Genomic DNA, 21,847 nt, shown 5'->3' on the forward strand with positions numbered 1-21,847 from the left:
CGGGGGTGAGCACCCAAGCCCGCGGCAGCGATTTCGCTGAACTGTCCAGGTTGGTCAAGCAGCAGGGGCTGCTGGACCGGCGCATCGGTTTCTACGTCACGTTCCTGGTCGTCGTCATCGCCGCGTTCGGCCTCACCGGGGCCGCGATGGTGCTGATCGGCGACTCGTGGTGGCAGCTCGTGCCGGCCGCCGTGCTCGGTGTCGTCTACACCCAGATCGCGTTCCTCGGCCACGACGCGGGGCACCGGCAGGTGTTCGCCGACCACCGGGCGAACCAGACCGCGGGCCTGCTGCTGGGCAACCTGCTCATCGGCGTCGGCTACGGCTGGTGGATGGGCAAGCACACCCGCCACCACGCCAACCCCAACCACGAGGACGAGGACCCGGACGTCGACATCGCCGTGCTGGCGTTCAGCGCCGAGCAGGCCGAGCGCAAGCGCGGCTTCTTCCGCTGGGTCGTCAAGCACCAGGCGTACCTGTTCTTCCCGTTGCTCCTGCTGGAGGGCTTCAGCCTGCACGTGATCAGCACGGCCGCCGCGGCGCGCCGCGAGGTCAAGGGCTGGCGGCTGGAGCTGGTGCTGCTGGCCGTGCACTTCGCGGTCTACCTCGGCGCGGTGTTCCTGCTGATGTCGCCCGGCAAGGCGCTCGTGTTCATCGCGATCCACCAGGGCGTGTTCGGCGTCTACATGGGCATCTCGTTCGCGCCCAACCACAAGGGCATGCCCGTCCTGCAGGCGGGCCACCAGCTCGACTTCCTGCGCAAGCAGGTGCTGACCTCCCGCAACGTCACCGGCGGCTGGTTCACCGACTTCCTGCTCGGCGGCCTGAACTACCAGATCGAGCACCACCTGTTCCCGAGCATGCCGCGGCCGCACCTGCGCCGGGCGCAGGCGCTGGTCCGCGACTTCTGCGGGCGGCACTCGGTCTCCTACGCCGAGTGCGGCCTGTTCACGTCGTACGGGTTCGTGCTGAAGTACCTGCACGAGGCGGGAGCTGAATTGCGCGGTACAGGAAAGCTCGCTCCAGCAGGGTCCAGGTAGTCGTCGTCACCAGGTAGATCCCGGCCGCCAGCGGCAGCACGGCGGCGATCAGCACCGTGCCGAACGGCATCAGCCGCAGCAGCCTCGTGAACGGCGGCTGCGGCCCGCCGGCCCGCGCCGCGACCGCCGCCTGCCAGCGGGACGTCCCGAACGCGACCGCCGCGAGCACGGCGAACAGCGCCAGGAACACCGGCGTGTGCGCCCACACGCCGAACCAGTGCGTGCCCAGCGGCACGCCGAGCAGCGTGCCGTCCAGCAGCGGGTTCGGCGTGGTGACCAGCCGGTACACGACCATGAAGAACGGCACCTGCACCAGCGCGGGCAGGCACCCGGCCAGCAGGGACGTGTTGTTGGACCGGTACAGCTCCATGGTCTTCTCCTGGAGCTTGACCCGGTCCTTGCCGTACCTCTCGGTCAGCGCGCGGACCTCGGGCGCCAGCGCGGCGCGGGCTTTCTCGCCGCGCACGGCGGCACGGCTGAGCGGGTGCATGAGCAGTCGGACGACGACGGTGAAGGCGACGATGGCCAGGGCGGGCGTGGCGAACCCGGCCAGGGCCGAGCCCAAAGCGTGGAACAAGGGGGAACTCCGTCCTCGGAGCAAGGGGGGACTGCGGGCCGTCAGGAACTGAGGCCGAGTCCCGGTGCTCGAGGACGGGGGCGTCCCGCCGCGTCGGGGTCGCGCAGCCGCAGGAACGCGGCGCGCAGGGACTTCTCGCGGATCGACAGCGACCGCACCCACGCGGGCGCGCCCTGCACCACCGGTGAGGCGGTGAGCAGCAGCAGCACGAGGGCCACGGCCGTCACGGCGGCCAGCACCTCGGTGGGCGTGGTGAGCAGGCCGAGGGCGTAGAGGGCCGGCAGGCACAGCGCCAACAGCAGCCGCAGCCTGGCCATGTCCCACCTCCCCGCGATCTCAGTCCACTGTACCCACGAGGGCGGGCCGCGCGGGGTGGTCGTAGCGCACCGTCACGTCGGCCTGCGGCTCGTAGGAGGCGTACGCGGGCAGCGTCCACCGCCACTCGTCGGGCATCTGCCGGTCGAGCGCGCCCGCCGACAGCCACAGGTGCACGGCCAGCTCCGCGGGCAGCCACTTGTCCAGCAGCATCGTGCCGTCCAGCAGCAGCACGCCGCCCGCGCCCAGCGTCACGTAGTCGGCGCGGTGCGCCCGGTCCGTGGCCGCGTTCCACAACGCGGGCAGCACCCGGCCGGACCCGCCGGGGTCGAGCGGTTCCAGCACCTCGCGCAGCAGCCCGCCCACGTCCAGCCACGAGTCGCGGAACGAGTCCGGGTCCTCGTGGCCGTACTCCAGCCGCACGGACGCCGGCCGCAGGTAGTCCCCGGCCGAGACCCGCAGCACCGGCCGCCCCAACGCGCGCAGCGGGTCCACCAGGGCGTCGGCCAGCTCGCCCGGCCTGGTCGGCGGGGCGCCGTCGACCAGCACCCGGGCCCAGGTCGAGCGCGGCAACGCGTCGATCCGCGCGACCAGCTCGTCCACGAGGGCCCGCGGGGAGAGGGGGACGACCTTCACGGGACCGGGTGGCCCTCCCAGCCGGCGGGCAGCCGCGGCACCGGCCAGTCCGGGTCCGGCTCCCACCGCCCCCACGCCGGGTCCCACCAGGTGTCGCCCGCGATCAGCATGGCCTCGACCTCCTTGGCCGTGCGGCGGATCGACTCGGCCTCCTCGGAGCCGTACTTGCCGTCCGCGACCATCTCCTCGAACTCGTCGCGGTCCAGCTCGCGCCAGTCGCCGTCGACCGGCACCCAGAAGTCCAGCGCGTGGTCGAGCGTGTCGAAGCCGAAGGGCGTGCGGCGGAACGGCGCCTGGAGGTTGAGGTAGAAGCCCGCGAACCGGCGGTCGTCGCCCTGCCAGTACAGGTCGACGGAGTAGGCGTCGCCGGGGCGGTGGAGCTGGAGCTTGCCGATCCCGGTCCAGCTGGTGCGGCCCAGCTCCTGCCAGTGGTGGGTGCGCGGGTGGGGGTGGAAGCCGAACTCGGTGCCCGGCGCGGTGTAGACGACGAGCAGGTCCGGCCCGTCCCGCACCACCCGGGTCGGGGTGACCGCCCACGGTTCGTCGTGCAACACCTCGCGGCGCAACGCCACGTCCCCCGGCTGGAAGTACCGCATGCCGATCAGGCTAGTGTCGCCGGCCGCCGGCTCGCGGTCAGGCCAGGGCGCGTCGCAGCCGGGCCGCCGCCACCTCGCGGCGCGGGTCGGTCCGGGGCAGCAGGCGCACCAGCCGCTCCAGCACCGCCGCGTCCTCCGCCACCAGCCCGAACGCCCACAGCGCCGACACGTCGCCGCGCTCCAGCACGCCCCGGCGCAGCGCCGCCGCCAGCTCCTCCCGCTCCTCGCACACCACCGGCGCGTCCGACCGGGCGAGCAGTTCGCCCCGGTACGCCGCCGCGGCCGCGCCGACGTCGCCGGACCGCACCGCGTCGCGCACGTCCAGGAAGTCGCCGCGCACGTGCGCCGCCAGCCGGTACGGCCTGGTCAGCAGCACCCCGCCCAACCGGTCGCGCAGCCGGTGCAGCTCCGCGCGCACGGTCGCCGGGTTGCCGCGCTCGCCGTACACGTGCAGGGCCACCTGCTCGGCCGTCAGCCCGCGCGGGTGCAGGGCCAACGCGGTCAGCAGCTCCGCGTGCCGCAGCGACAGCGGCAGCGGCCGCCCGTCCAGCGACGCCGCCACCTCGCCCAGGAACCGCAGCGCGAGCACGGGTCTGCGGGCGCCCCGCCGCGGCACCCGCAGCAGGTACCCCTCGTCCAACCGCTCCAGGACCGCTTCCCGCCCGTCGGCCAGCCGCACGCGCCCGTCGCCGACGTCCACCCGGGAGGTCAGCAGGCCGTGCGGTTCGGCGGCCAGCACCCGGCCGGTCGGGCTCAGCAACGCGCCCGGCTCGCCGCGCAGGCCGATGAGGTGGCGCATGTTCACCGACCGCAGCCGCTCGTCGCGGGCCGCCAGCCGGACCTGCAACTGGCCCTCGGCCAGCCGCGCGGCGGCCGACACCAGCGCCACCATCGCCGGGTGCGTGCTGCTCAGCGGCCCGCTCACGTCCACCACGCCGACCGTGCGGCCGGTGTCCGGGTCGCGCACGGGGCTCGCCGCGCACGTCCACCCGTGGTAGGTGCGCACCAGGTGCTCGGCGGAGTGCACGGTCACCGGCCGGCCCACCGCCAGCGCGGTGCCCATCGCGTTCGTGCCGATCGCCTCCTCGGCCCAGCACGTGCCCTCGGTGAGACGGACCCGCTCGGCCAGGCCGCGCACGGACGTCGCGCCCTCGCACCACAGGACGGTGCCGTCCGCGTCGGTGACGATCATGACGTGCTGCGCCTCGTCGGCGATGCCCACGAGCGTCTCGCGCAGCACCGGCAGCGCCGCCGCCAGCGGGTGCGCCGCGCGCCGGTCGGCCACCTCCGCCGGGTCGAGCACCACCGGGGCCTCGTGCCGGTCGGGGTCGATCCGGGCGGCCAGCGACCGCCGCCACGACTCCACGATCAGCTCCCGCGCGCCGCGCGCCCGGCCGCCGCCCAGCACCGCGTCGCGCACGTGCGCGAGCCGTCGCGGGTCCGGTTGCATGGCGCCTCCCCGGACCAGGATGGCCCCGCCCGGCGGACCGCGGCAAGCACGTCGCTGATCCGTTCGGGTGCAACGCGACTGCAACGTTGCGCGGACCACGCTGCTGCGCACGACCAGCGCGAGGGACGTGGGAGGGGACATGGCGAGGTACGCGGCGCCGGGGGAGCCGGGCAGCGCGGTGACGTACCGGGACCGGTACGACCACTTCATCGGCGGCGAGTACGTGCCGCCGGCCCGGGGCGGCTACTTCGCCGACCGTACCCCCGTCACCGGCGAGGTGTTCACGGAGGTGGCGCGGGGCACGGCGGCGGACGTGGACCGGGCGCTGGACGCCGCGCACGGCGCGGCCCGCCGGTGGGGCCGCACGCCGGCCGCCGAGCGGGCCACCGTGCTCACCGAGATCGCCGACCGGCTGGAGGACCACCTCGACGCCCTCGCCGTGGCGGAGACCTGGGACAACGGCAAGCCGATCCGCGAGGCGCTGACCGCCGACCTGCCGCTCGCGGTGGACTGCTTCCGCCACTTCGCGGGCGTGGTCCGGGCGCAGGAGGGCGGCCTGTCGCAGCTCGGCGAGGACCTCGTCGCCCACCGCTTCCCGGAGCCGCTGGGCGTGGTCGGCCAACTCGTCCCGTGGAGCTTCCCGCTGCTCGCGGCGGCCTGGCACCTCGCGCCCGCGCTGGCCGCCGGCAACACCGTCGTGCTCAAGCCCGCCGAGCAGACCCCGGCGTCGATCCACGTGCTGGTCGGCCTGATCGCCGACCTGCTGCCGCCCGGCGTGGTCAACGTCGTCAACGGCTTCGCCGCCGAGGCCGGGATGCTGCTGGCCGCCCACCGCCGGGTCGCCGAGGTGGTGGCCGCGCCGGACCAGGGCGGCCGGAGCCCGGTCGTGGTCTTCGCCGACGTGGCCGCGCGGCGCGACGCGCTCCACGAGCGGGCGTTGGAGGGCTTCGCCCTGTTCGCCCTCAACCAGGGCGGGCCCGGCGCGTGCCCGTCCCGCGCGCTGGTCCAGAGCCCGGCGTACGACCGGTTCCTGGCCGACGCCGCCGAACGCGCCGGCGCGCTCCGGCAGGGCCACCCGCTCGACCCCGGGACCGAGGTCGGCGCGCAGGTCGGCCGCGAGCAGGTGGACAAGGTGCTCTCGTGCGTCCGGGCCGGCCGGCGGGAGGGCGCGCGGGTGATCCTCGGCGGCGAGCGGGCCGACCTCGGCGGCGAGCTGTCCGGCGGCTACTACGTCGCCCCGACGATCCTGGAGGGCGACCACGGGATGAGGGTCTTCCAGGAGCCGGTCCCCGGGCCGGTGCTGTGCGTGACCCGGTTCGACGACTTCGACGACGCGGTGAAGACCGCCAACGGCACGCCGTGCGGGCTCGGCGCGGGCGTGTGGTCCCGCGACGCGGGCGTGGCCTACCGGGCGGCCCGCGAGCTGCGGGCCGGCCGGGTGTGGGTGAACAGCCACCACGCCCACCCCGCGCACGCGGCGTTCGGCGGCGGCCGGCCCGGCGGGAACGACCGGGCGGTGCTCGACCGGTACCAGCGGACCAAGGACCTGCTGGTCGGCTACCCGGAGCAGGGGCGATGAGACCAGGAGGGGGAGCCGGTGCCCCTCGGCTCCCCCTCCACCGCCGTCACCTCGTCCAGGGCACCTGCGGCGAGGCGTAGTAGTTCACGCCCATCACGTCCCACCGGTCGGCCTGCGCCGCCAGCCGGACCTTGAACCGGTCCCAGTCGTGCGTCGACCACGGCGACCAGCCCAGCTCCGCGATCGCGGGCAGGCGCGGGAACGCCAGGTGCTCCAGGTCGGCGGAGTCCGTGATGGTCTCGCTCCACAGCGGCGCCTCGACGCCGCGCACGGCCGTCGCGGGCAGCCCCTCGATGTACGCGCCGGGGTTCCAGTCGTACGCGTCCTGCACGTCGGTGTACCCGGCCCAGCTCAGCCCCAGCCGGGTGTTGGCGTCGTACTTCATGTCCAGGTACGCCTTGGTGGCGGGCGACAGCACGATCTCGCTGCCCCGCGCGGCCGCCTCGACCATGTCCGGCGCCACCGTCTTCGTGCCCCAGAACTGCGGCACCGCGGCGGCGGGCGGACCCGCCTTGACGAACTCGTGCCAGCCGGTCGCGGTCTTGCCGTGCTTGGCCACCAGCGGCAGCACCCGGTCCATGAACAGGTTGAAGTCCGGGTCGGTGGTCGCGTGCGCCTCGTCGCCGCCGATGTGGACGTACTCGCCCGGCGTCAACGCCGCCACCTCGCGCAGCACGTCGTCCACGAACCGGTAGGTGATGTCCTTGTCGATGCACAGCGAGCTGAAGCCGACCTCGATGCCGGTGTAGAGCGGCGGCGCGACGCCGTCGCAGTTCAGCTCCGGGTACGACGACAGCGCGGCGTTGGTGTGGCCCGGCATGTCGATCTCCGGGATCACCGTGATGTGCCGGGCGGCGGCGTAGGCGACGAGGTCCTTGTACTGCTCCTGCGTGTAGTACCCGCCGGGGCCGCCGCCTACCTCGGTGCTGCCGCCGTGCGCGGTCAGGTTGGGCCAGCTCTTGATCTCCAGCCGCCAGCCCTGGTCGTCGGTCAGGTGCAGGTGCAGCCGGTTGACCTTGTAGAGCGCGATCTGGTCGATGTACCGCTTCACCTCGGCCACGGAGAAGAAGTGCCGGGCCACGTCGAGCATCGCGCCCCGGTGGGCGTAGCGGGGGTAGTCCAGCACCCGGCCGCCGGGCGCGGTCCACGGCCCGCGCTGCTTCGTCTTCGCCTCCACCTTCGCGGGCAGGATCTGCCGGAACGTCTGCACGCCCGCGAACAGGCCCGCGGCCGTGCGCGCCCGGATCAGCACACCCCGCTTGGTCACGTCGAGCTGGTAGCCCTCCGTGCCGACGCGGGCGTCCGCGCCGACGAGCAGCAGCGAGATGTGCCGACCGGACGCGCCCGGCACGACCGGCAGCCGGTAGCCCGTGGACGGGCGCAGCACACCCGCCAGGAACTCGCCGACCTGGCGCGCCCCCGCCGAGCCGGGGTGGGTGTAGATCCTGGTGTCGGCGGTGAGCGTGAACGTCACGCCCGGCCGCGGGGTGACAGTGACGGGGGCGGGCACGATGTGCTGCAACGGCGTCTCCGGAGCTGCTTGGGCGGGCACGGCCGCGGCTGTCGCGCCGACGAACAGCAGCGCGACGAGCGCTCGACCGAACCCGCGCCGTCCGGCGCCTTCTGTGAGAAGCACTGACGTCCTCCTGGCCAGCGTGGATCACCGAGCGGCGGCTCCAGCCACCGTTACAGCCGCACCGGGAGGTGTCAAGGTCCAGACCAATTACCGCAGCTTCGGCCTCCCCAGCCCTCGCCACACGGCCGGGAAGCGCTCCTCGACGCGCCGGGCCGCCGCCGTCTCCAACCCGTGCAGCAGGCCGAAGGTGAAGCCGTTCTCCCCGTCGAGCTGCGCCTTCGCGCCCAGCTCGCGCAGCACCGGCCGCGCCACCACGCCGTCCTGGTGCTCGCCGAGCAGCTCCTGCACCGCCTTGACGCGCTTGCGGTACTTCTTCGCCCGCTTGCCGAACACCGGTTCGGACAGCTCCACCGCGTACCGCAGCCGCTTGGCGGCCTTGCGCGCCTCGTGGAGCGCGATGTCGTCGTCCGCGCCCTCGGCCCGCTTCGCCAGCCTGCGGTAGGCGCGGTCGACCAGGGCGGGCAGCTCCTTCGTCGCCTTGCGCGCCGCGGCGGGCGTGAACGGCGGCTCGGCCGCCAGCGCGTCCACCGCGTCGAGCAGGGCGAAGTACCGGTCGCTGTCCAGCGCCGCCACCGCGGCTCCGTGCGCGGCGGCCTCCAGCGGGGCGAAGTGGCGGGTGAGCTGGGCCTGCACCGGGCCGAGCACGAGGACCGGGTCCAGGCCGGCGACGCGGCCCTCGAACCGGGCGCGCAGCACCTCCAGGTCGCGGGCCTCGCCGAGCACGCCCGCGAGCCACTTCAGCTCGTCGGTCAGCTCGCGCGTGGCGTCGCGGTCCACGATCGTGCCGAACGCCTGGAGCGCGCTGCGCATCCGTCGCGTCGCCACGCGCATCTGGTGCACGGCGTCGTCCTCGCCCCGGCGGACCCGCGGGTCCTGGTGCTTCAAGGCGTCGGCCTGCGCGCGCAGGTAGGCCAGCACCACATCGCCGGCGGACTTGCCGTCCCCGGGCGGCGGCGCGGCGGGCGCCACCCGGTCGGCCAGCAGGCGGGACAGCTTCGCCGACGACGCGGACCGCGCGATGCCCGCCGACGCCAGCCGCTCCTCGACGCGGTCGAGCAGCGCGACGTCGCCGCGCTCGCCCAGCTCGACCTCGATCTCGCGCCACGAGTCGACCGCCGAGTCGTCGGTCAGGGACTGCCCGGACACCAGGTCCTCGACCACCTCGGCGAGCAGCCGGCCCTTGTCGTCCGCGAGCTGCCAGCGCTGCCGCGTGGTCTGGATGCGCGCCACCGGCGCCAGCCCGCGGCCGCGGGCGTGCACCTGCACCAGCGAGCCGAGCTGCCGCGGCGGGGTCTTGGCCGCGCGGCCCGGCGGCAGCCGCACCTCCTCGCGGGTGTCCGCGCCGACCGGCAGCTTCAGGTGCCAGCCCGCGTCGTCGCCGCCCGTGCGGCGGCGCAGCGTCAACCCGGCGCGCGCCAACCTCAGGTCCTCGGTGTCGTAGTAGACCGCTTCGAGTCGTTGTTCCTCGGGGCCCGCCACGGCGGCGACGCCGGGCAGGTCGGCCAGGTCCGGCAGCGCGGCGCCGCCGGGGGCCTCGTATTTGCGTTCCGTCTCGTGCACCGACCTCGACATGTATCAGACATACACCGTTCGAGGCCGGTTCAGGCATGTGCGAGGAGCTGTCACGGTCGGTGATTGAACGTTAACCAACTCGGGGGTTTGTGTCGGCCCGTCCGCGTGGTTTTCCGGTTTCGTCCCTGGACGCGGCATCCGGGTGCGGTTGGCTGATCGCGTGCCCACAGAGAAGGAGCGGCTCGACGAGGTCGAGCCGACCGTCGCCGACCTCGTCGCCACGACCCAGGCGCTGTCGGCGGAGCTGGAACGGGTGAGCGCCCGCCTGCACGTGCTGGAGCGCAGGCTCGCCGGGGCGGGCTCGGGGCCGGACGAGGACCTCGACTCGACCGAGGGCATCACCGCGACGGTCACCGCGCTGCGCGCCGCGTGGGACGCCGAGCAGGAGCTGCTGGCCGACTCCGTCCGCGCCGAGCTGCAGGCCGAGGTCTCCGAGTACGAGTCGCTCAGGCAGCAACGGGACGCCGGGCTGGCCAAGCTGTCGGCGGGCCGGATGCCGCGCTTCGAGCGGGACGCGTTGCAGCACGAGGTGCAGAACCTGGACTGGCGGGTCAACGCGCAGGAGGCGGGCGCGATGGCCGCCGCGCAGCGGTTGGCCGCCGACCGGCTGGCCGCCGAGGAGCCGTGGCGCGCGGACGCCGTCGTGGCGGGGGAAAAGGCGCGCGAGGAGGTCCTCGACATCGCCCGCCGCCGGCTGCACCGCGCGCTGGCCGCCGACACCCGCCTGCCGCTGTGGTTCCGGGTCGGCCTGGGCGAGATCACGAGTCCCGACCCGAGCCGCTGGGTGGAGGCCGCCGTGGCGCTGGTCGCCTACCGCCTGGAGTACGGCGTCACGGACCCGATCTCGCCGCTGGGCGAGGTGCCCTCGGCCGGCTCCGGCTTCGCCGCGTGGGTCCGCCGGGCCGAGGCGCACAACGACATCGTCGACCAGTTGGAGACGCTGCGCCCGTAGCGCCCGTAGCGCCCGTAGCGCCCGTAGCGCCCGTAGCGCCCGTAGCGCCCGTAGCGCCCGTAGCGCCCGTAGCGCCGTGCCCCGTGGTGGCCGCGGGTCAGCAGGTCTTGAGCATCGCGCTCAACGCGTCGTGCTCCGCCTGGTCCACGGTCAGCGAGTACAGCGTCTTCACCGACACCACGGCCCGCGCGTACGTGCACCAGTACGCCTCGACCGGCGGCTTCCACTTCGCCGCGTCCTGGTCGCCCTTGGCCCGGTTGCTGCTCGCCGTCACCGCGATGAGCTGCAACCCGCCCAGGTCGTTGGCGAACTTCTCGCGCTGCTCGTCGGTCCACTTGTCCGCGCCCGAGCGCCACGCCTCGGCCAGCGCCACCGTGTGGTCGATGTCGATCTCGCTCGCGTTGGTCACGACCACGTTGTCGTAGGCGCTGGTCCACGTCCCGCCGGTGATCTTGCAGCCGGCGCCGACCTGCACGTCCGCGCCCTGCCGCTGCAACACCACGTCCCGCGTGTCGCACCCGTCGCCCTGGCTGCTCCAGTGCGGGAACCGCTCTCGGCTGTAGCCCGTCATCTTGCCCTCGGGCGCCACGGTCAACGCGGCGAGCTGCGCCGCCGGGTCCGCGCCGGGCGCGGGCGGGTCCGACGGCCCCGGCGCGGTGGGCGAGGTGTCCGGGGTCAGGACGTCCGTCCCGCACCCGGCGATGATCATCAGGATCATCACGACACCGCTGACAACCGTGGTCGACCGCTTGCCCCTCATGCCACCATGATCAGCGATGATCGCCCGGACCGGAACACCCGGGCCGAAATCGCCCCGGACAAACCCGAACGCGAGCCGCCTTCGACGGCCGTTCGACGCCGGGGTCGCTCAGGGGCGGCTCGTGAGGTACCCGCCCATGTGCGTGAAGTACTCCGCGGCGCCCAGCTCCCGGCCGTCCTCCGTGCGCACGCGCTTGACCAGCAGCGCGTGGTTGCGGCCCCGGCGGGCCAGCGCGCCCGCGACGATCGCCACGCCGTCGCCCTCGCGGTAGAAGATCCGACCGGGCGTGCCGCCGTAGCGCCCCTGGGACACCTCGGCTTCGAGGATCTCCAACCGCTTCCCCTTGTGGAACGCGAACGCGCTCGGGTACGGCGCGCACTGGGCGCGGATCAGCCGGTCCAGCTCCTCGGCCTCCCACGTCCAGTCGATGCGCAGGTCCTCCTCCGCGCGCTTGTGGAAGAAGCTCGCCTTGGAGCGGTCCTGCTTGGTGAAGTCCGTGCGGCCCTTGGCGATCTCGGCCAGGCCGTCCACCGTGATCGGGCCGAACAGCTCCAGGGTCTTGTGGAACAGGTCGGCCGTCGTGTCGCGCGGGCCGACCGGGACGGCGCGCTGGAGCACGATGTCGCCCGCGTCCAGCGTCTCGTCCATCATGTGCGCGGTGACGCCGACCTCCTTCTCGTCGTTGATCAAGGCCCAGATCAGCGGCGAGAAGCCCGCGTAGGCGGGCAGCAGCGAGTCGTGCACGTTGAGCGTGCCGTGCTTGGGGAGGGTGAAGATGTGCGGCGGGATCCAGGTGCGCCAGTTGGTCGCGACGATGACGTCCGGCTCGACCTCCTTGAGGCGCTGGAACAGCTCGTCGTCGTCCGGCCGGTTGCGGATGATCGTCTCGACGCCGTGCTCGGCGGCCAGGTCCGCGACCGAGTCGCTCCAGATGCGCTCGTAGGCGTGGTCGCTCTTGGGGTGCGTGACGACCAGCACCACCTCGTGCTCGGAGTCCAGCAGGGCCTGGAGCGTGCGGTGGCCCCAGGTCTGGTAGCCGAACATGACGACCCGCATGGGAGCTCCTCCTTGGATAGGCTCGCCTAAGTTATCCAACCCTAACCTAACTAGGTTGGGCTAGCCTGGGCGGGTGATCCTTGATCTCAAGGTGGTGAACGGGCGGGTCGTGACCATGGACCCGGACCGGCCGGCGGCGTCGGTGATCGGTGTCTGGGCCGGGCGGGTCGTCGGGGTGGACGACGACGTGGCGGACCTGCCCGCGCGGCGCGTGGTCGACCTGGACGGCGCGGTGGTGCTGCCCGGGTTCATCGACGCGCACAACCACCTCGCGTGGGCCGGCCGGGCGGCCCGGATCCCGGACGTCTCCCCGTGCACGTCCGTCGCGCAGGTCCTCGACGTGCTGCGCGGCGCGGCCCGGTCCTCCGGCTGGGTCGAGGCGGCGGGCTACGACCACCGCGCCCTCGACCGGCCGCTGACCTCGCGGGACCTGGACGCGATCGGGCCGCGGGTCTACGTGCAGGACGTCTCCGGGCACGCGTGCGTGGTGAGCGGCGACGTGCTCGCCGAGCTGCCCGCCTCGGCGTTGCGCGAGGCCCAGCGGGACCAAAACGGTGCGCCGACCGGGTTCCTGGCCGAAGGCGCGCAGACGGCCGTGCGCGCGCTGCGGTTGCCGTACTCGTTGGACGACATCGCGGCGGACGTCGAAGCGGGGACGCGCCAGTGCCTGCGGGAAGGCGTGGTGCTCGCGGCCGAGGCCGGCGTCGGCGGCGGCCTGATCGGCAGCAGCCCGCTGGAGGTCGAGGCGTACCAGCGCGCGTCGCTGCCGATCCGGGTGCAGCTCATGGTGTCCGCGGACCGCCTCGAACCGGTGGCCGCGCACGCCGCCGACGGCATCCGGCGGGCCGTGCCGCTGGGCCTGCGCACCGGCCTGGGCGGCGACCGGCTGTCCATCGGGCCGCTCAAGCTGTGGACCGACGGCGGGATGATCGCCCGCACGGCCGCGTTGACCCGGCCGTACGAGGGGATGGAGACCTCCGGCCAGCTCCAGGACGACCCGGAGTCGATGCGGGCGGCGATCGTGGACGGGCACGCCGCCGGGTGGCAGCTCGCGGTGCACGCGATCGGCGACCGCGCGATCGACTTCGCGCTCGACGCGCTGGCCGACGCGCAGCGGGCCGTGCCGCGGTCGGACGCGCGGCACCGGATCGAGCACTGCGGGCTGGTGCGGCCCGACCAGCTGGACCGGATCGCGCGGCTGCACGTGATCCCGGTGGTCCAGCCGACCTTCCTGTGGGCGTACGGCGACGACTACGCCGCGATCATGGGCCCCGACCGCGCACCGTGGATGTACCGCGGCAAGGCGTTCCTGGACCGCGGGATCGTGGTGGCGGGCAGCTCGGACCGCCCGGTGGCGGACGGGAAACCGTTGCGCGCCATCCAGTTCATGGTCGAGCGGCGGTCGAGGACCGGGCGGGCCATCGGCCCCGACGAGGCCGTGGCGGTGCGGGACGCGATCGCCGCCTACACGACCGGCGCCGCCTACGCCTGCCGGGTCGACGACGTGCTGGGCGTCATCGCGCCGGGCCGGCTCGCCGACTTCGCCGTCCTCGACGCCGATCCGCTCACCTGCGACGTGTCCGCCATCGGCGACATCGGCGTGGTGGCCACGGTCGTGGGCGGCGAGTTCGCCCACGACCCGGCCGGCTTCACCGGGTGACCACCCGGGGTCAGGCGCTCATCCGCCAGTGCACGACGTACCCCGCCGCCTCGGCCGCGATCAACGCGTCGAGCTTCGCGAGGTTCGTCCGCCGCGACATCCGGAACGCCCGGCCGCGCCGCGCGTCGAGCACGAGCGGCTCCGCGCCCGGCAGCGTGTCGGCGAGGGTCTGCTGGAGGATGCGCAGCCCGACGTTCGCCGCCTCCTGCGTCATCGGCGTCTCCTTGACGTACACCAGCACCGCCGACCGCGACCCGTCCGGCCGGCGCAGGCCGAGGTGCGGCCGGACCCGCAGCGCGAGGTCGCCCGCCTGCCACCGGGCCGCGCCCGTCGGCACGCCGGTCGCCCTCGTGGCCCGCAGCCAGGGCAGGAAGCCCTCCCGCAGCTCCTCGTACGCCCGCGGTTGGCCGGCCCGCGGCTGCCGGTGCGCCGCCTCGACCGCCTTGTCCAGCTCCGCGGCCGGGTCCGGCGAGTTCGCCGCCCGGCGCATGGCGTCGCGCATCGGGTTGTAGAAGCCCGCCACCCACTGCTCCGACGACAGGTAGATCCGCCGCTGCTCGGACACGATGCTGATCCGGCCACGCTGGCCGCTCATGACGTACTCGGTGAAGGACAGGGCGGTGACGCTGATCGGCTCCACGGCAAGCTCCCCTCGCGCGCGATCGAACTCGTGTTCGATTCTACCGCCGGGGTCCGACAAAGCGCGGGCGCTGAACGGGGTATCCGCAGGTCGGACGGGATCGGACCCGCACCGCGCGAACGCCGTCCGGCGCAGCGCCTAAGCTGCGTCCGGGGGAAGGAGCGAGCCGTGGCCGAGCGACCGGACATCGATCTCACCAGGCCGAGCGCCGCACGCGTGTACGACTACTACCTCGGCGGCGCGCACAACTTCGCGGTCGACCGGGAGATGGCCGAGCAGGCGATCTCGATGTGGCCGGAGCTGCCGCTGATCATGCAGGCCAACCGGGCGTTCCTGCGCCGGGCCGTGCAGTTCTGCGTGGCGCGGGGCGTGACCCAGTTCCTCGACCTCGGCTCCGGCATCCCGACCGTCGGCAACGTGCACGAGGTCGCCCGCGACGCCGACCCGCGCTCGTGCGTGGTCTACGTCGACAACGACCCCATCGCGGTGACGTACAGCCGCACGATCCTCGGCGACGACCCCCGGACCGCGGTCGTCCTGGACGACCTGCGCCGCCCGGACGACGTGCTGGCCCAGGCCGCCGTCACCGACCTGCTCGACTTCGACCGGCCGGTCGCGGTGATGATGGTCGCGGTGCTGCACTTCGTGCAGGACGACCCGGCGAAGATCATCGCCGCCTACCGCGACGCCGTCGCGCCCGGCAGCTACCTGGTCCTCTCGCACGCCACCCACGACGGCCAGGACGCCCAGGCCGACGAGCACACCGACCTGTACCGGCGGCGGACCGCGACGCCGATGACGATGCGGTCCAAGGCCGAGGTCGAGGCGTTGTTCGAGGGCTACGAGCTGGTCGAGCCCGGCGTCGTGCACCTGCCGCTGTGGCGGCCCGCCTCGCCGGAGGACGTGGACGAGCACCCGGAGCGGTTCGCCGGGCTGGCCGCCGTCGGCCGCAAGCGCTGAGGGCGAAAACCGAGGAGTTCGCACCTTCGAGTGACCATGCCCCGTCGGCCATCCGCGATGTTGTAGTTTCGTGACCTGGCAGGTGCGGCTGCCACCGAGGCTCCTCCTGACCCGGATGGAGTGGGTGCCTCCAGAGCGCGTTCGAGCGACGTGCCCGCATGTCCGCCGGTTCCCGGGGCTCGGTGCCGCGAGCCCGGTGCGTCGACCGGGCGGCGTCCGCGGAGGTTCTCGTGTCGACAAGCTCCCCGCACCTGCTCAAGCGCTACTGGTGCACCGGAGAGACGCCGAACATGGTGCGCAGGCAACGCGGTGACGCGGGTGTCGAGCCAGGTTCGTCGGTGCCGTGCGCCCGCACGCCGGGCCAGCGCCGGCTGGAGGCGGCGGTGCTCCAGGCCGCCAACCGCACCATGGCCGGCATGCGGCGGCGCGGCCACCCGCTGCGGCCGACGTCCCTGGTCGTCCGGGTGCGGCCGGACGCGAAGTCGCTCGGCCTGCGCGTGCACGACGCCGCGCTGGAGCACCTGCTGGCCGAGGTGCTGCCGGTGGTCGTGGGCGACCGGGTCCGCGGCGTGCCGGGCCTGCGCGTGCGGCCCCGGCGCGACCACCTGGACCTGCGTTCGGCCGACGGGGAGGTGCGCCTGCTCGGCGTCACCCGGGAGCGCTGGCGGCGGTGCGTGGCCGCCGGTCTGCCGGTCGACCTGGCGCTGAGCGCCGACCTGGACCCGCGCGAGTCCGCGCCGCGCGCCCCGGTGCCGGCGGACCTGATGAGCGGCGTGCTGCGCCGGCTGCCGCTGTGGCGCGGGGCCGCGTGGCTGGACGGGATCGTCGTCGGGGACGTGCTGGAGCTGTACTGGCGGGGCGGTCCGCCGAGCGGCGCGGTGGCCGCGATCCTGAGCGGATCGGCGTGCGGCATCCCGGACTCGACCGCCGTGCCGCACCGGTTCCGCGACGCCGTGCGCGGTGTGGCGCTGTCGGCCGCCGACCCGCGCGCGGCGGTCCGCGCGGCGGAACCGGAGTGGGCGTGGTCCGAGTGGCTCGCCGCCACCGCGCCCGGACCGGCCGTCGAGGAACGCGCCGTGCGGCCGACGCGCGAGCGGCCCGACCTGCCCGACGTGTGGGAGCTGGACGAGATGCGGGAGGCGTTGGCGTTGCGCGACATCACCGCGGTGTACCGGCTGCTGACCCACCACGGCGTGCCGCGCGACCGGATCGCCGCGCTGACCGGCCAACCGCACGACGACGTGGACCGCGTGCTGTCCGGGGCGAAGGTCGAGTCCTACCAGACGTTGACCGACATCGCCGAGGGCCTGGGCGTCCCCTTGGGCTACATGGGCCTGGCGCACGACGAACCGGTCGAGGCCGACGCCCCGTGCCAGTGCGCCGCCCTGGACGAACGCACCAAGCGCGACCGCTTCCTCGTCCACGCCGCCCTGGTCACGGTCGGCTCGACCGGCGTGACGTGGGGCTGCCCGGCCGCGAGCTGCCGTTCCGCCCGCCCGGTGTGACCGGGCTACCCCAGTTGGTCGCGGCGGCGGGTCAGGTAGGCGGTCTCCGCCGTGTTGCCGGCCAGCTCGATCGCCCGGTCGTAGGCCGCCCGCGACTCCCGGCCCCGGCCGAGCCGGCGCAGCAGGTCGGCGCGGGTGGCGTGGAAGGCGTGGTAGCCGGCCAGCCGGGGTTCGAGCCGGTCCACGGCCGCCAGCGCCACCTCCGGGCCGTCCAGCTCGGCCACCGCGACGGCCCGGTTGAGCGCGACGATCGGGGAGCGGTCGAGGCGGACGAGCTGGTCGTAGAGGGCGAGGACCTGCGACCAGTCGGTGTCGCGGATGTCGCGGGCGGACGTGTGCACGGCGTTGATCGCGGCGAGGATCTGGTAGCGGCCCGGGGCCACCCCGGCGGCCAGGCGTTCGCGCACCAGCCGGTGCCCCTCGGCGATCAGGTCCGCGTCCCAGGCGCCCCGGTCCTGCTCGCCGAGGGCGACCAGCTCGCCGCCGGCCGAGACACGGGCCGTGCGGCGGGCCTCGGTGAGCAGCATCAGCGCCAGCAGCCCGGCGACTTCGCCGTCCCGGGGCAGGAGGGTCCGGATCAGGCGGGTGAGCCGGATCGCCTCGGCGGTCAGTTCGTGGCGCACGGGGTCGGTGTCGGGACCGGTGGCCAGGTAGCCCTCGTTGAAGACCAGGAACAGCACGGCGAGCACTCCGCCGACGCGGGCCGGGAGGTCCTCGGCGGACGGCACCCGGTACGGGATGCCGGCGGCCTTGATCTTGGCCTTCGCCCGGGTGATCCGCTGTCCGACGGCGCCCTCGGTCATCAGGAAGGCACGGGCGATCTCGGGCACGGTCAGGCCGCCGACCATGCGCAGCGTCAGCGCCAGGCGCGCTTCCACCGCCAACGCCGGGTGGCAGCACGTGAAGATCAGCCGGAGCCGGTCGTCGTCGATGACGCCGAGGGGCTCGGGCGGGTCGTCGTCGTGCGCCATCCGTGCCTCCTTGTGCTTGTCCTCGCGCCTGCTCTCGCGCCGGATGCGGTCGATCGCCTTGTGGGTGGCCGTGGTGGTGAGCCACGCGCCGGGGTTGGGCGGCACACCATCGGCCCGCCACCGCTCGACCGCGGTCGCGAACGCCTCGGCCGCCGCCTCCTCGGCGACGTCCAAGTCGCCGAAGCGCTTGGCGAGGGCGGCCACCACCCGCGCCCACTCGTCGCGGTGGGCGCGGGTCACCGCCTCCTCGACGACGTTCACCGGAACGGCCGGACCTCGATCTTGCGGTCGCACACCCTGGACGCCTCGGCGGCGAGCCTGAGCGCCACGTCCAGGTCGGGGGCCTCCCACACCCAGACGCCCGCGAGGTACTCCTTGGACTCCACGAACGGCCCGTCGCTGAACACCGGCTCCCCACCCCGGTTGTCCACCACCGTGGCCGCCTCGGTGTCCGCGAGCCCGCCCGCGAACACCCAGTGGCCCTCGGCGATCAGCCGTTCGTTGAACTCACTGATGGCGGGCTGCCGGTCCGTGCGGCCGGGGTTGCTCTTGTCGTCGATCACCGAAACCAGGTACTGCATCGCTGGATCCCTCCTGCGGACGTCGGGGGCGTCGACCCCATGGTCGCGCCCCGACCCTCGGCGCCGCCCCTCGCGGGCGGCCTCACCCCTGCTACGAACGCGACCGGCCCGATCCGACAACACGGACCCGAACTTCTTCGAGATTTTTTGGGCTCGCCCGCCGCCTCGGCGCTCGAACGTCCCCTGAACAGCCAAAACGGCCGGCACTCACACCCGTGGGGTGTCCTGGAGTGCCGGCCGCCCAAGCCGTCGATCATCGGCGCTCTACTGCGCCCCCGGCAGGATTCGAACCTGCGACCTCGGGATTAGAAGTCCCTCGCTCTCTCCACTGAGCTACGGAGGCTGGAGGGGCTGTTGACCACGCGGCGTAGCAGTGTGGCCGCCCCACCGGACACATCGTCCGGAAGACTCGTCGCGTTTCCGGTTCCCGCCGGAAGGGTGATCAAGATGGCCGAAAAGTGATGTGGATCACTTTTGTGCGGCCGTCGAGTCGCGCGCGACGAGGGTTACCGCCACTCTGGTCGGCTCGCCCGGTCTGCCGCCGTCCAGCAGTCGGAGTGCCAGTTCGCCCGCCTGACGGCCTTTCTCGGCCAGGGGTTGACGCACCGTAGTCAACGGCGGGTCCGAGTGGGCGGCTGCCGGCACGTCGTCGAAGCCGATGACGGACACGTCGTCGGGCACGCGCAGCCCGAGGTCGCGCACCGCCTGGAGCGCGCCGAACGCCAATTCGTCCGAAGCGCACAGCAGCGCCGTGGGTCGGGGCGAGCCGGAGAGCAACGCCCGCGCGCCCGCACGGCCCAGTTCACGGCTGCTCGCCGCGCACTCCCAGACCGGCGTGCCCGCGCCCGTCACGTCGAGGTACCCGTGCAGCCGGTCCCGCGTCACGCGGAACGACGTGGACGCCAGCCGCTCGGGCGTCACCGGCCCGTTGCGCCCGTCCGGGTGCAGCGCGAACGTCACCACGCCGAACCGTCGGTGCCCCGAGTCCCACAACGACGACGCCGCCAGCCGCGCACCGCCGTAGTCGTCCACCTCCACGCGCGCCGTGTCCGGCAGCACGGGCTGGTCGATCACGACCATCGGCAGCCCGCGCGCCCGCACGGCCGCCAGCGCGGGGGCGTCGTCCGGCAGCGAGTACGCCACCACGACGTCGGCCTGCGCCCGCGCCACCGTCTCCGGCCGCGGTCCGCCCTTGTCCCGCCCCGGCATCAGCACCAGGCAGTGGTCGTGCCCGTCCACGGTCGACGCGAGCCCGTCCAGCACGATCGACAGCGCCGGGTCCGCGAACGACGCCGACAGCCCCTGGCCGAGCATGAACCCGACGGCGGCGCTGTGCCTGGTCGCCAGGCTGCGCGCCACCGGGTCGGGCCCCGCGTAGCCGAGGGACGCCGCCGTCTCCAGGATCCGCTCGCGCAACGCGGCGGAGAGCTGGTCCGGCCGGTTGTACGCGTTGGACACCGTGGCGCGCGACACGCCGACCACGCCGGCCACCGTGTCGAGCGTCGGTTTGCGAGGGCGGTCCACGTGGTGAGCGTAACCAGGTAATCGGATGGACGTTCTGAAGCGCTCTAGTTCACACTCGGACCATGCCCACGCCACGCCTCGCCGTCTTCGCGGTGTTCCTGTTCAACGGGGCGCTGTTCCTGTCCTGGGCCGCGCGCATGCCCGCGTTGGCCGCGCAGGTCGGCGCGACCGAGGCCACGCTCGGCCTCGCCCTGTTCGGCGCGAGCGTCGGCCTGGCGGTGACGGCGCCGTTCGCGGCGCGCGTGTGCGCCCGGGTGGGCGCGCGGAAGCTGGTCCTGGCCGGGGCGGCGGTCACCGTGGTCGCCGTGCCGTCGCTCACGCTCGCCGACACGCCGTTCCAACTGGGGCTCGTGCTGTTCGCGCTCGGCTCGTGCGGCGCGTCGATCGACGTCGGCATGAACGTCGCCGCGGTGGCCGTGACCCGCAGCCTGGACCGGCCGCTGATGCCGCAGTTCCACGCGGGTTTCAGCGTCGGCGGCCTGGTGGGGTCGCTGGGCGCGGCGGCCGCGGCGGGCGCGGGGTGGGGCCTGACCCGCCACCTCGTCACGGCCGCGGTGATCGGCGCGGTCGCGATGGCGTGGGTGATCAGGGCCGTGCCGGGCGAGACCGGGGAGACCCCCGGCGCCGTCCGGGACGACCGTCCGGTCCTCAAGCGGCCGTTGTTGTGGCTGCTCGCGACCATCACGCTGTTCTCGGCGATCGCGGAGGGCGCGGCGTCGGACTGGTCGGCGCTGTTCTTCGTCAACGAGCGCGGTGTCGGTGAGGCGGCCGCCGCGGCGGCGTACGCCGGGTTCTCCATCGCGATGGCCGTCGCCCGCCTGCTCGGCGAGCCCGCGCAACGCCGGTTCGGCCCGTACCGGCTGCTGGCCTCGGGCGCGGTGGTGGCGGCGACGGGCCTGGCGCTGGCGGTGCTGGTGCCGTTGCCCGCGGTCGGCTACGTCGGGTTCGGCCTCGCCGGCCTGGGCCTGGCGTTCGCCTTCCCGGTGATCATGGACCTGGCCGGCGACGCGGGCAAGCGCGCCGACGGCACGGGCGGCGAACGGGAGATCGGCCTGGTGACGACGGTCGCCTACACCGGTTTCCTGCTCGGCCCGCCGGTGGTCGGCGGTCTCGCGCACGTGAGCAACCTGTCGATCTCGCTGGGCTTCGTGGCGTTCGTGATCGCGCTGATGGTGCCCGCGGTGCTGCTGGCGCGCCGGTCCCGCGCCCGCGAGCTCACACGACGGGGAGCTTCGCCAACGCGGCCTTGAGCAGCGGTTGCATCGTGGCCAGCATCTGCTCGGGCACGCCGGACGGCTGCGCCATCGCCACCAGGACGCTGCGGTTGGCGTTCACGGCCAGCGTCGCGGTGCACGCCGTCTCGCCGCCGGTCGGCTCGCACAGCACCCAGGTCGAGTGCCCGTCCACGACCACCTCGTGCCCCTTGGCCTGCCGCGTCCGCACCTGCTCGTACTTCTGGTAGAGCGCGGCGACCACCGTGCGCCCGGCCTGCGAGCCGTCGTCCAGCACGTACTGGCACGACTCCTGGATCACGTCGTCCTTGCGCGCGGGTTCCTTCTTGAACGGCCCGATCGACTTCAGGTCGTCCTTGCTGAGCAGCGAGCACGGCTCGACGCCGACGACCGTGCGCGGCTTGGCGATCTTCGGCGCGGCGCCCGACCCGGCGGAGGTGGTGGTCGCGGGCGTGACCCCGGCCTCGGGCAGCGCGTCGCCGTTGACGGAGTAGCTGCACCCGGACGACAGGAGCACGGCGAGGGCCACTGCGGGCAGCGCGCGGGTACCGGTCACGTCCCGCAACGGTAGTGGGTGTGATCTGCGCACGTCCGGCGGTTGGTGA

The 21,847-nt window shown here is 73.9% G+C and carries 21 protein-coding genes and 1 tRNA gene; 7 read left to right on the forward strand and 15 right to left on the reverse strand.

The features are described from left to right. Positions 1–5: 5 nt before the first annotated feature. Complete coding sequence (locus ACWEFJ_RS03885) at positions 6–1,040, forward strand: fatty acid desaturase family protein (protein WP_378084285.1); 1,035 nt, start codon at positions 6–8, stop codon at positions 1,038–1,040. On the opposite strand, the gene ACWEFJ_RS03890 is transcribed toward ACWEFJ_RS03885, so the two are convergent. The 5 genes from ACWEFJ_RS03890 to ACWEFJ_RS03910 are packed head-to-tail and all read right to left on the reverse strand — an operon-like array spanning position 949 to position 4,614. After that, positions 949–1,617 (reverse strand): YidC/Oxa1 family membrane protein insertase, encoded by a 669-nt coding sequence (locus ACWEFJ_RS03890; RefSeq protein ID WP_449712844.1) that lies wholly within the window; start codon positions 1,615–1,617, stop codon positions 949–951. The genes ACWEFJ_RS03885 and ACWEFJ_RS03890 overlap by 92 nt on opposite strands. A 41-nt stretch (positions 1,618–1,658) precedes the next feature. After that, positions 1,659–1,934 carry a DUF6412 domain-containing protein gene (locus tag ACWEFJ_RS03895; RefSeq protein ID WP_378084281.1) on the reverse strand — a complete coding sequence of 92 codons (276 nt, stop codon included), beginning with the start codon at positions 1,932–1,934 and terminating at the stop codon, positions 1,659–1,661. 19 nt (positions 1,935–1,953) lie between these two features. Then, complete coding sequence (locus ACWEFJ_RS03900) at positions 1,954–2,568, reverse strand: uridine kinase (protein WP_449712845.1); 615 nt, start codon at positions 2,566–2,568, stop codon at positions 1,954–1,956. Beyond that, entirely contained in the window at positions 2,565–3,164 is a 600-nt protein-coding gene (locus tag ACWEFJ_RS03905) for a DUF402 domain-containing protein (protein WP_449712846.1), read from the reverse strand. Before ACWEFJ_RS03905 ends, ACWEFJ_RS03900 begins: the two co-directional genes overlap by 4 nt. A gap of 37 nt (positions 3,165–3,201) precedes the next feature. Then, on the reverse strand, positions 3,202–4,614 hold the full coding sequence (locus tag ACWEFJ_RS03910; RefSeq protein ID WP_449712847.1) for a GAF domain-containing protein: 1,413 nt from the start codon (positions 4,612–4,614) through the stop codon (positions 3,202–3,204). Positions 4,615–4,753: 139 nt separating this feature from the next. Between ACWEFJ_RS03910 and ACWEFJ_RS03915 the strand changes: the two genes are divergently transcribed. Continuing rightward, a complete protein-coding gene (locus ACWEFJ_RS03915) occupies positions 4,754–6,193 on the forward strand; it encodes an aldehyde dehydrogenase family protein (RefSeq protein WP_449712848.1) in 1,440 nt (479 codons plus the stop codon). 46 nt (positions 6,194–6,239) lie between these two features. On the opposite strand, the gene ACWEFJ_RS03920 is transcribed toward ACWEFJ_RS03915, so the two are convergent. Together ACWEFJ_RS03920 and ACWEFJ_RS03925 are read right to left on the reverse strand one after the other, a co-directional pair. Then, on the reverse strand, positions 6,240–7,829 hold the full coding sequence (locus ACWEFJ_RS03920) for a beta-N-acetylhexosaminidase (protein ID WP_449712849.1): 1,590 nt from the start codon (positions 7,827–7,829) through the stop codon (positions 6,240–6,242). Positions 7,830–7,916: 87 nt separating this feature from the next. Beyond that, positions 7,917–9,389, reverse strand: coding sequence for a CYTH and CHAD domain-containing protein (locus ACWEFJ_RS03925; protein ID WP_449712850.1), 1,473 nt, complete (start codon positions 9,387–9,389; stop codon positions 7,917–7,919). 172 nt (positions 9,390–9,561) lie between these two features. Between ACWEFJ_RS03925 and ACWEFJ_RS03930 the strand changes: the two genes are divergently transcribed. Beyond that, positions 9,562–10,353: a hypothetical protein gene (locus tag ACWEFJ_RS03930; protein ID WP_378084271.1), complete on the forward strand. Its 792-nt coding sequence runs from the start codon at positions 9,562–9,564 to the stop codon at positions 10,351–10,353. A 97-nt stretch (positions 10,354–10,450) separates the two neighbouring features. On the opposite strand, the gene ACWEFJ_RS03935 is transcribed toward ACWEFJ_RS03930, so the two are convergent. Both ACWEFJ_RS03935 and ACWEFJ_RS03940 read right to left on the reverse strand, forming a co-directional pair. After that, positions 10,451–11,113 carry an HNH endonuclease family protein gene (locus ACWEFJ_RS03935; protein ID WP_449712851.1) on the reverse strand — a complete coding sequence of 221 codons (663 nt, stop codon included), beginning with the start codon at positions 11,111–11,113 and terminating at the stop codon, positions 10,451–10,453. 108 nt (positions 11,114–11,221) lie between these two features. Further along, the gene (locus ACWEFJ_RS03940; protein WP_378084267.1) at positions 11,222–12,169 is read right to left on the reverse strand and encodes a methionyl-tRNA formyltransferase; all 948 of its coding nucleotides are present in this window, start codon (positions 12,167–12,169) and stop codon (positions 11,222–11,224) included. 73 nt (positions 12,170–12,242) lie between these two features. Here ACWEFJ_RS03940 and ACWEFJ_RS03945 point away from each other — a divergent pair, with 73 nt between their 5' ends. Beyond that, entirely contained in the window at positions 12,243–13,829 is a 1,587-nt protein-coding gene (locus tag ACWEFJ_RS03945) for an amidohydrolase (protein ID WP_449712852.1), read from the forward strand. A gap of 10 nt (positions 13,830–13,839) precedes the next feature. Here the strand turns inward: ACWEFJ_RS03945 and ACWEFJ_RS03950 are convergent, their stop codons facing one another. Then, entirely contained in the window at positions 13,840–14,469 is a 630-nt protein-coding gene (locus ACWEFJ_RS03950) for a hypothetical protein (protein WP_378084264.1), read from the reverse strand. A 168-nt stretch (positions 14,470–14,637) separates the two neighbouring features. Here ACWEFJ_RS03950 and ACWEFJ_RS03955 point away from each other — a divergent pair, with 168 nt between their 5' ends. After that, a complete protein-coding gene (locus ACWEFJ_RS03955) occupies positions 14,638–15,429 on the forward strand; it encodes an SAM-dependent methyltransferase (protein WP_449712853.1) in 792 nt (263 codons plus the stop codon). Between the two features lie 230 nt (positions 15,430–15,659). Further along, a complete protein-coding gene (locus ACWEFJ_RS03960; RefSeq protein WP_378084260.1) occupies positions 15,660–16,934 on the forward strand; it encodes a hypothetical protein in 1,275 nt (424 codons plus the stop codon). Positions 16,935–16,939: 5 nt separating this feature from the next. On the opposite strand, the gene ACWEFJ_RS03965 is transcribed toward ACWEFJ_RS03960, so the two are convergent. From ACWEFJ_RS03965 to ACWEFJ_RS03980, 4 genes are all read right to left on the reverse strand, one after another. Continuing rightward, positions 16,940–18,166, reverse strand: coding sequence for an RNA polymerase sigma factor (locus ACWEFJ_RS03965; RefSeq protein ID WP_449712854.1), 1,227 nt, complete (start codon positions 18,164–18,166; stop codon positions 16,940–16,942). Further along, positions 18,163–18,486 (reverse strand): YciI family protein, encoded by a 324-nt coding sequence (locus tag ACWEFJ_RS03970; RefSeq protein ID WP_449712855.1) that lies wholly within the window; start codon positions 18,484–18,486, stop codon positions 18,163–18,165. Before ACWEFJ_RS03970 ends, ACWEFJ_RS03965 begins: the two co-directional genes overlap by 4 nt. 270 nt (positions 18,487–18,756) lie before the next feature. Then, positions 18,757–18,829 (reverse strand) — tRNA-Arg (locus tag ACWEFJ_RS03975). 125 nt (positions 18,830–18,954) lie between these two features. Continuing rightward, entirely contained in the window at positions 18,955–20,010 is a 1,056-nt protein-coding gene (locus tag ACWEFJ_RS03980; protein ID WP_378084255.1) for a LacI family DNA-binding transcriptional regulator, read from the reverse strand. A gap of 62 nt (positions 20,011–20,072) precedes the next feature. Here ACWEFJ_RS03980 and ACWEFJ_RS03985 point away from each other — a divergent pair, with 62 nt between their 5' ends. Beyond that, positions 20,073–21,260 carry an MFS transporter gene (locus ACWEFJ_RS03985; RefSeq protein WP_449712856.1) on the forward strand — a complete coding sequence of 396 codons (1,188 nt, stop codon included), beginning with the start codon at positions 20,073–20,075 and terminating at the stop codon, positions 21,258–21,260. On the opposite strand, the gene ACWEFJ_RS03990 is transcribed toward ACWEFJ_RS03985, so the two are convergent. Continuing rightward, positions 21,226–21,798, reverse strand: coding sequence for a DUF3558 family protein (locus ACWEFJ_RS03990; protein ID WP_449712857.1), 573 nt, complete (start codon positions 21,796–21,798; stop codon positions 21,226–21,228). The two genes, ACWEFJ_RS03985 and ACWEFJ_RS03990, sit on opposite strands and share 35 nt — an antisense overlap. Positions 21,799–21,847: the final 49 nt, after the last annotated feature.

This window comes from Actinosynnema sp. NPDC004786, assembly GCF_053601135.1.

What these genes read in the sequence shown, in the direction of transcription:
- ACWEFJ_RS03940 (WP_378084267.1), bottom strand. Translation starts at nt 12,169, where the DNA reads ATGCGGGTCGTCATGTTCGGCTACCAGACCTGGGGCCACCGCACGCTC.
- ACWEFJ_RS03970 (WP_449712855.1), bottom strand. Translation starts at nt 18,486, where the DNA reads ATGCAGTACCTGGTTTCGGTGATCGACGACAAGAGCAACCCCGGCCGC.
- ACWEFJ_RS03910 (WP_449712847.1), bottom strand. Translation starts at nt 4,614, where the DNA reads ATGCAACCGGACCCGCGACGGCTCGCGCACGTGCGCGACGCGGTGCTG.
- ACWEFJ_RS03915 (WP_449712848.1), top strand. Translation starts at nt 4,754, where the DNA reads ATGGCGAGGTACGCGGCGCCGGGGGAGCCGGGCAGCGCGGTGACGTAC.
- ACWEFJ_RS03985 (WP_449712856.1), top strand. Translation starts at nt 20,073, where the DNA reads ATGCCCACGCCACGCCTCGCCGTCTTCGCGGTGTTCCTGTTCAACGGG.
- ACWEFJ_RS03905 (WP_449712846.1), bottom strand. Translation starts at nt 3,164, where the DNA reads ATGCGGTACTTCCAGCCGGGGGACGTGGCGTTGCGCCGCGAGGTGTTG.
- ACWEFJ_RS03895 (WP_378084281.1), bottom strand. Translation starts at nt 1,934, where the DNA reads ATGGCCAGGCTGCGGCTGCTGTTGGCGCTGTGCCTGCCGGCCCTCTAC.
- ACWEFJ_RS03935 (WP_449712851.1), bottom strand. Translation starts at nt 11,113, where the DNA reads ATGAGGGGCAAGCGGTCGACCACGGTTGTCAGCGGTGTCGTGATGATC.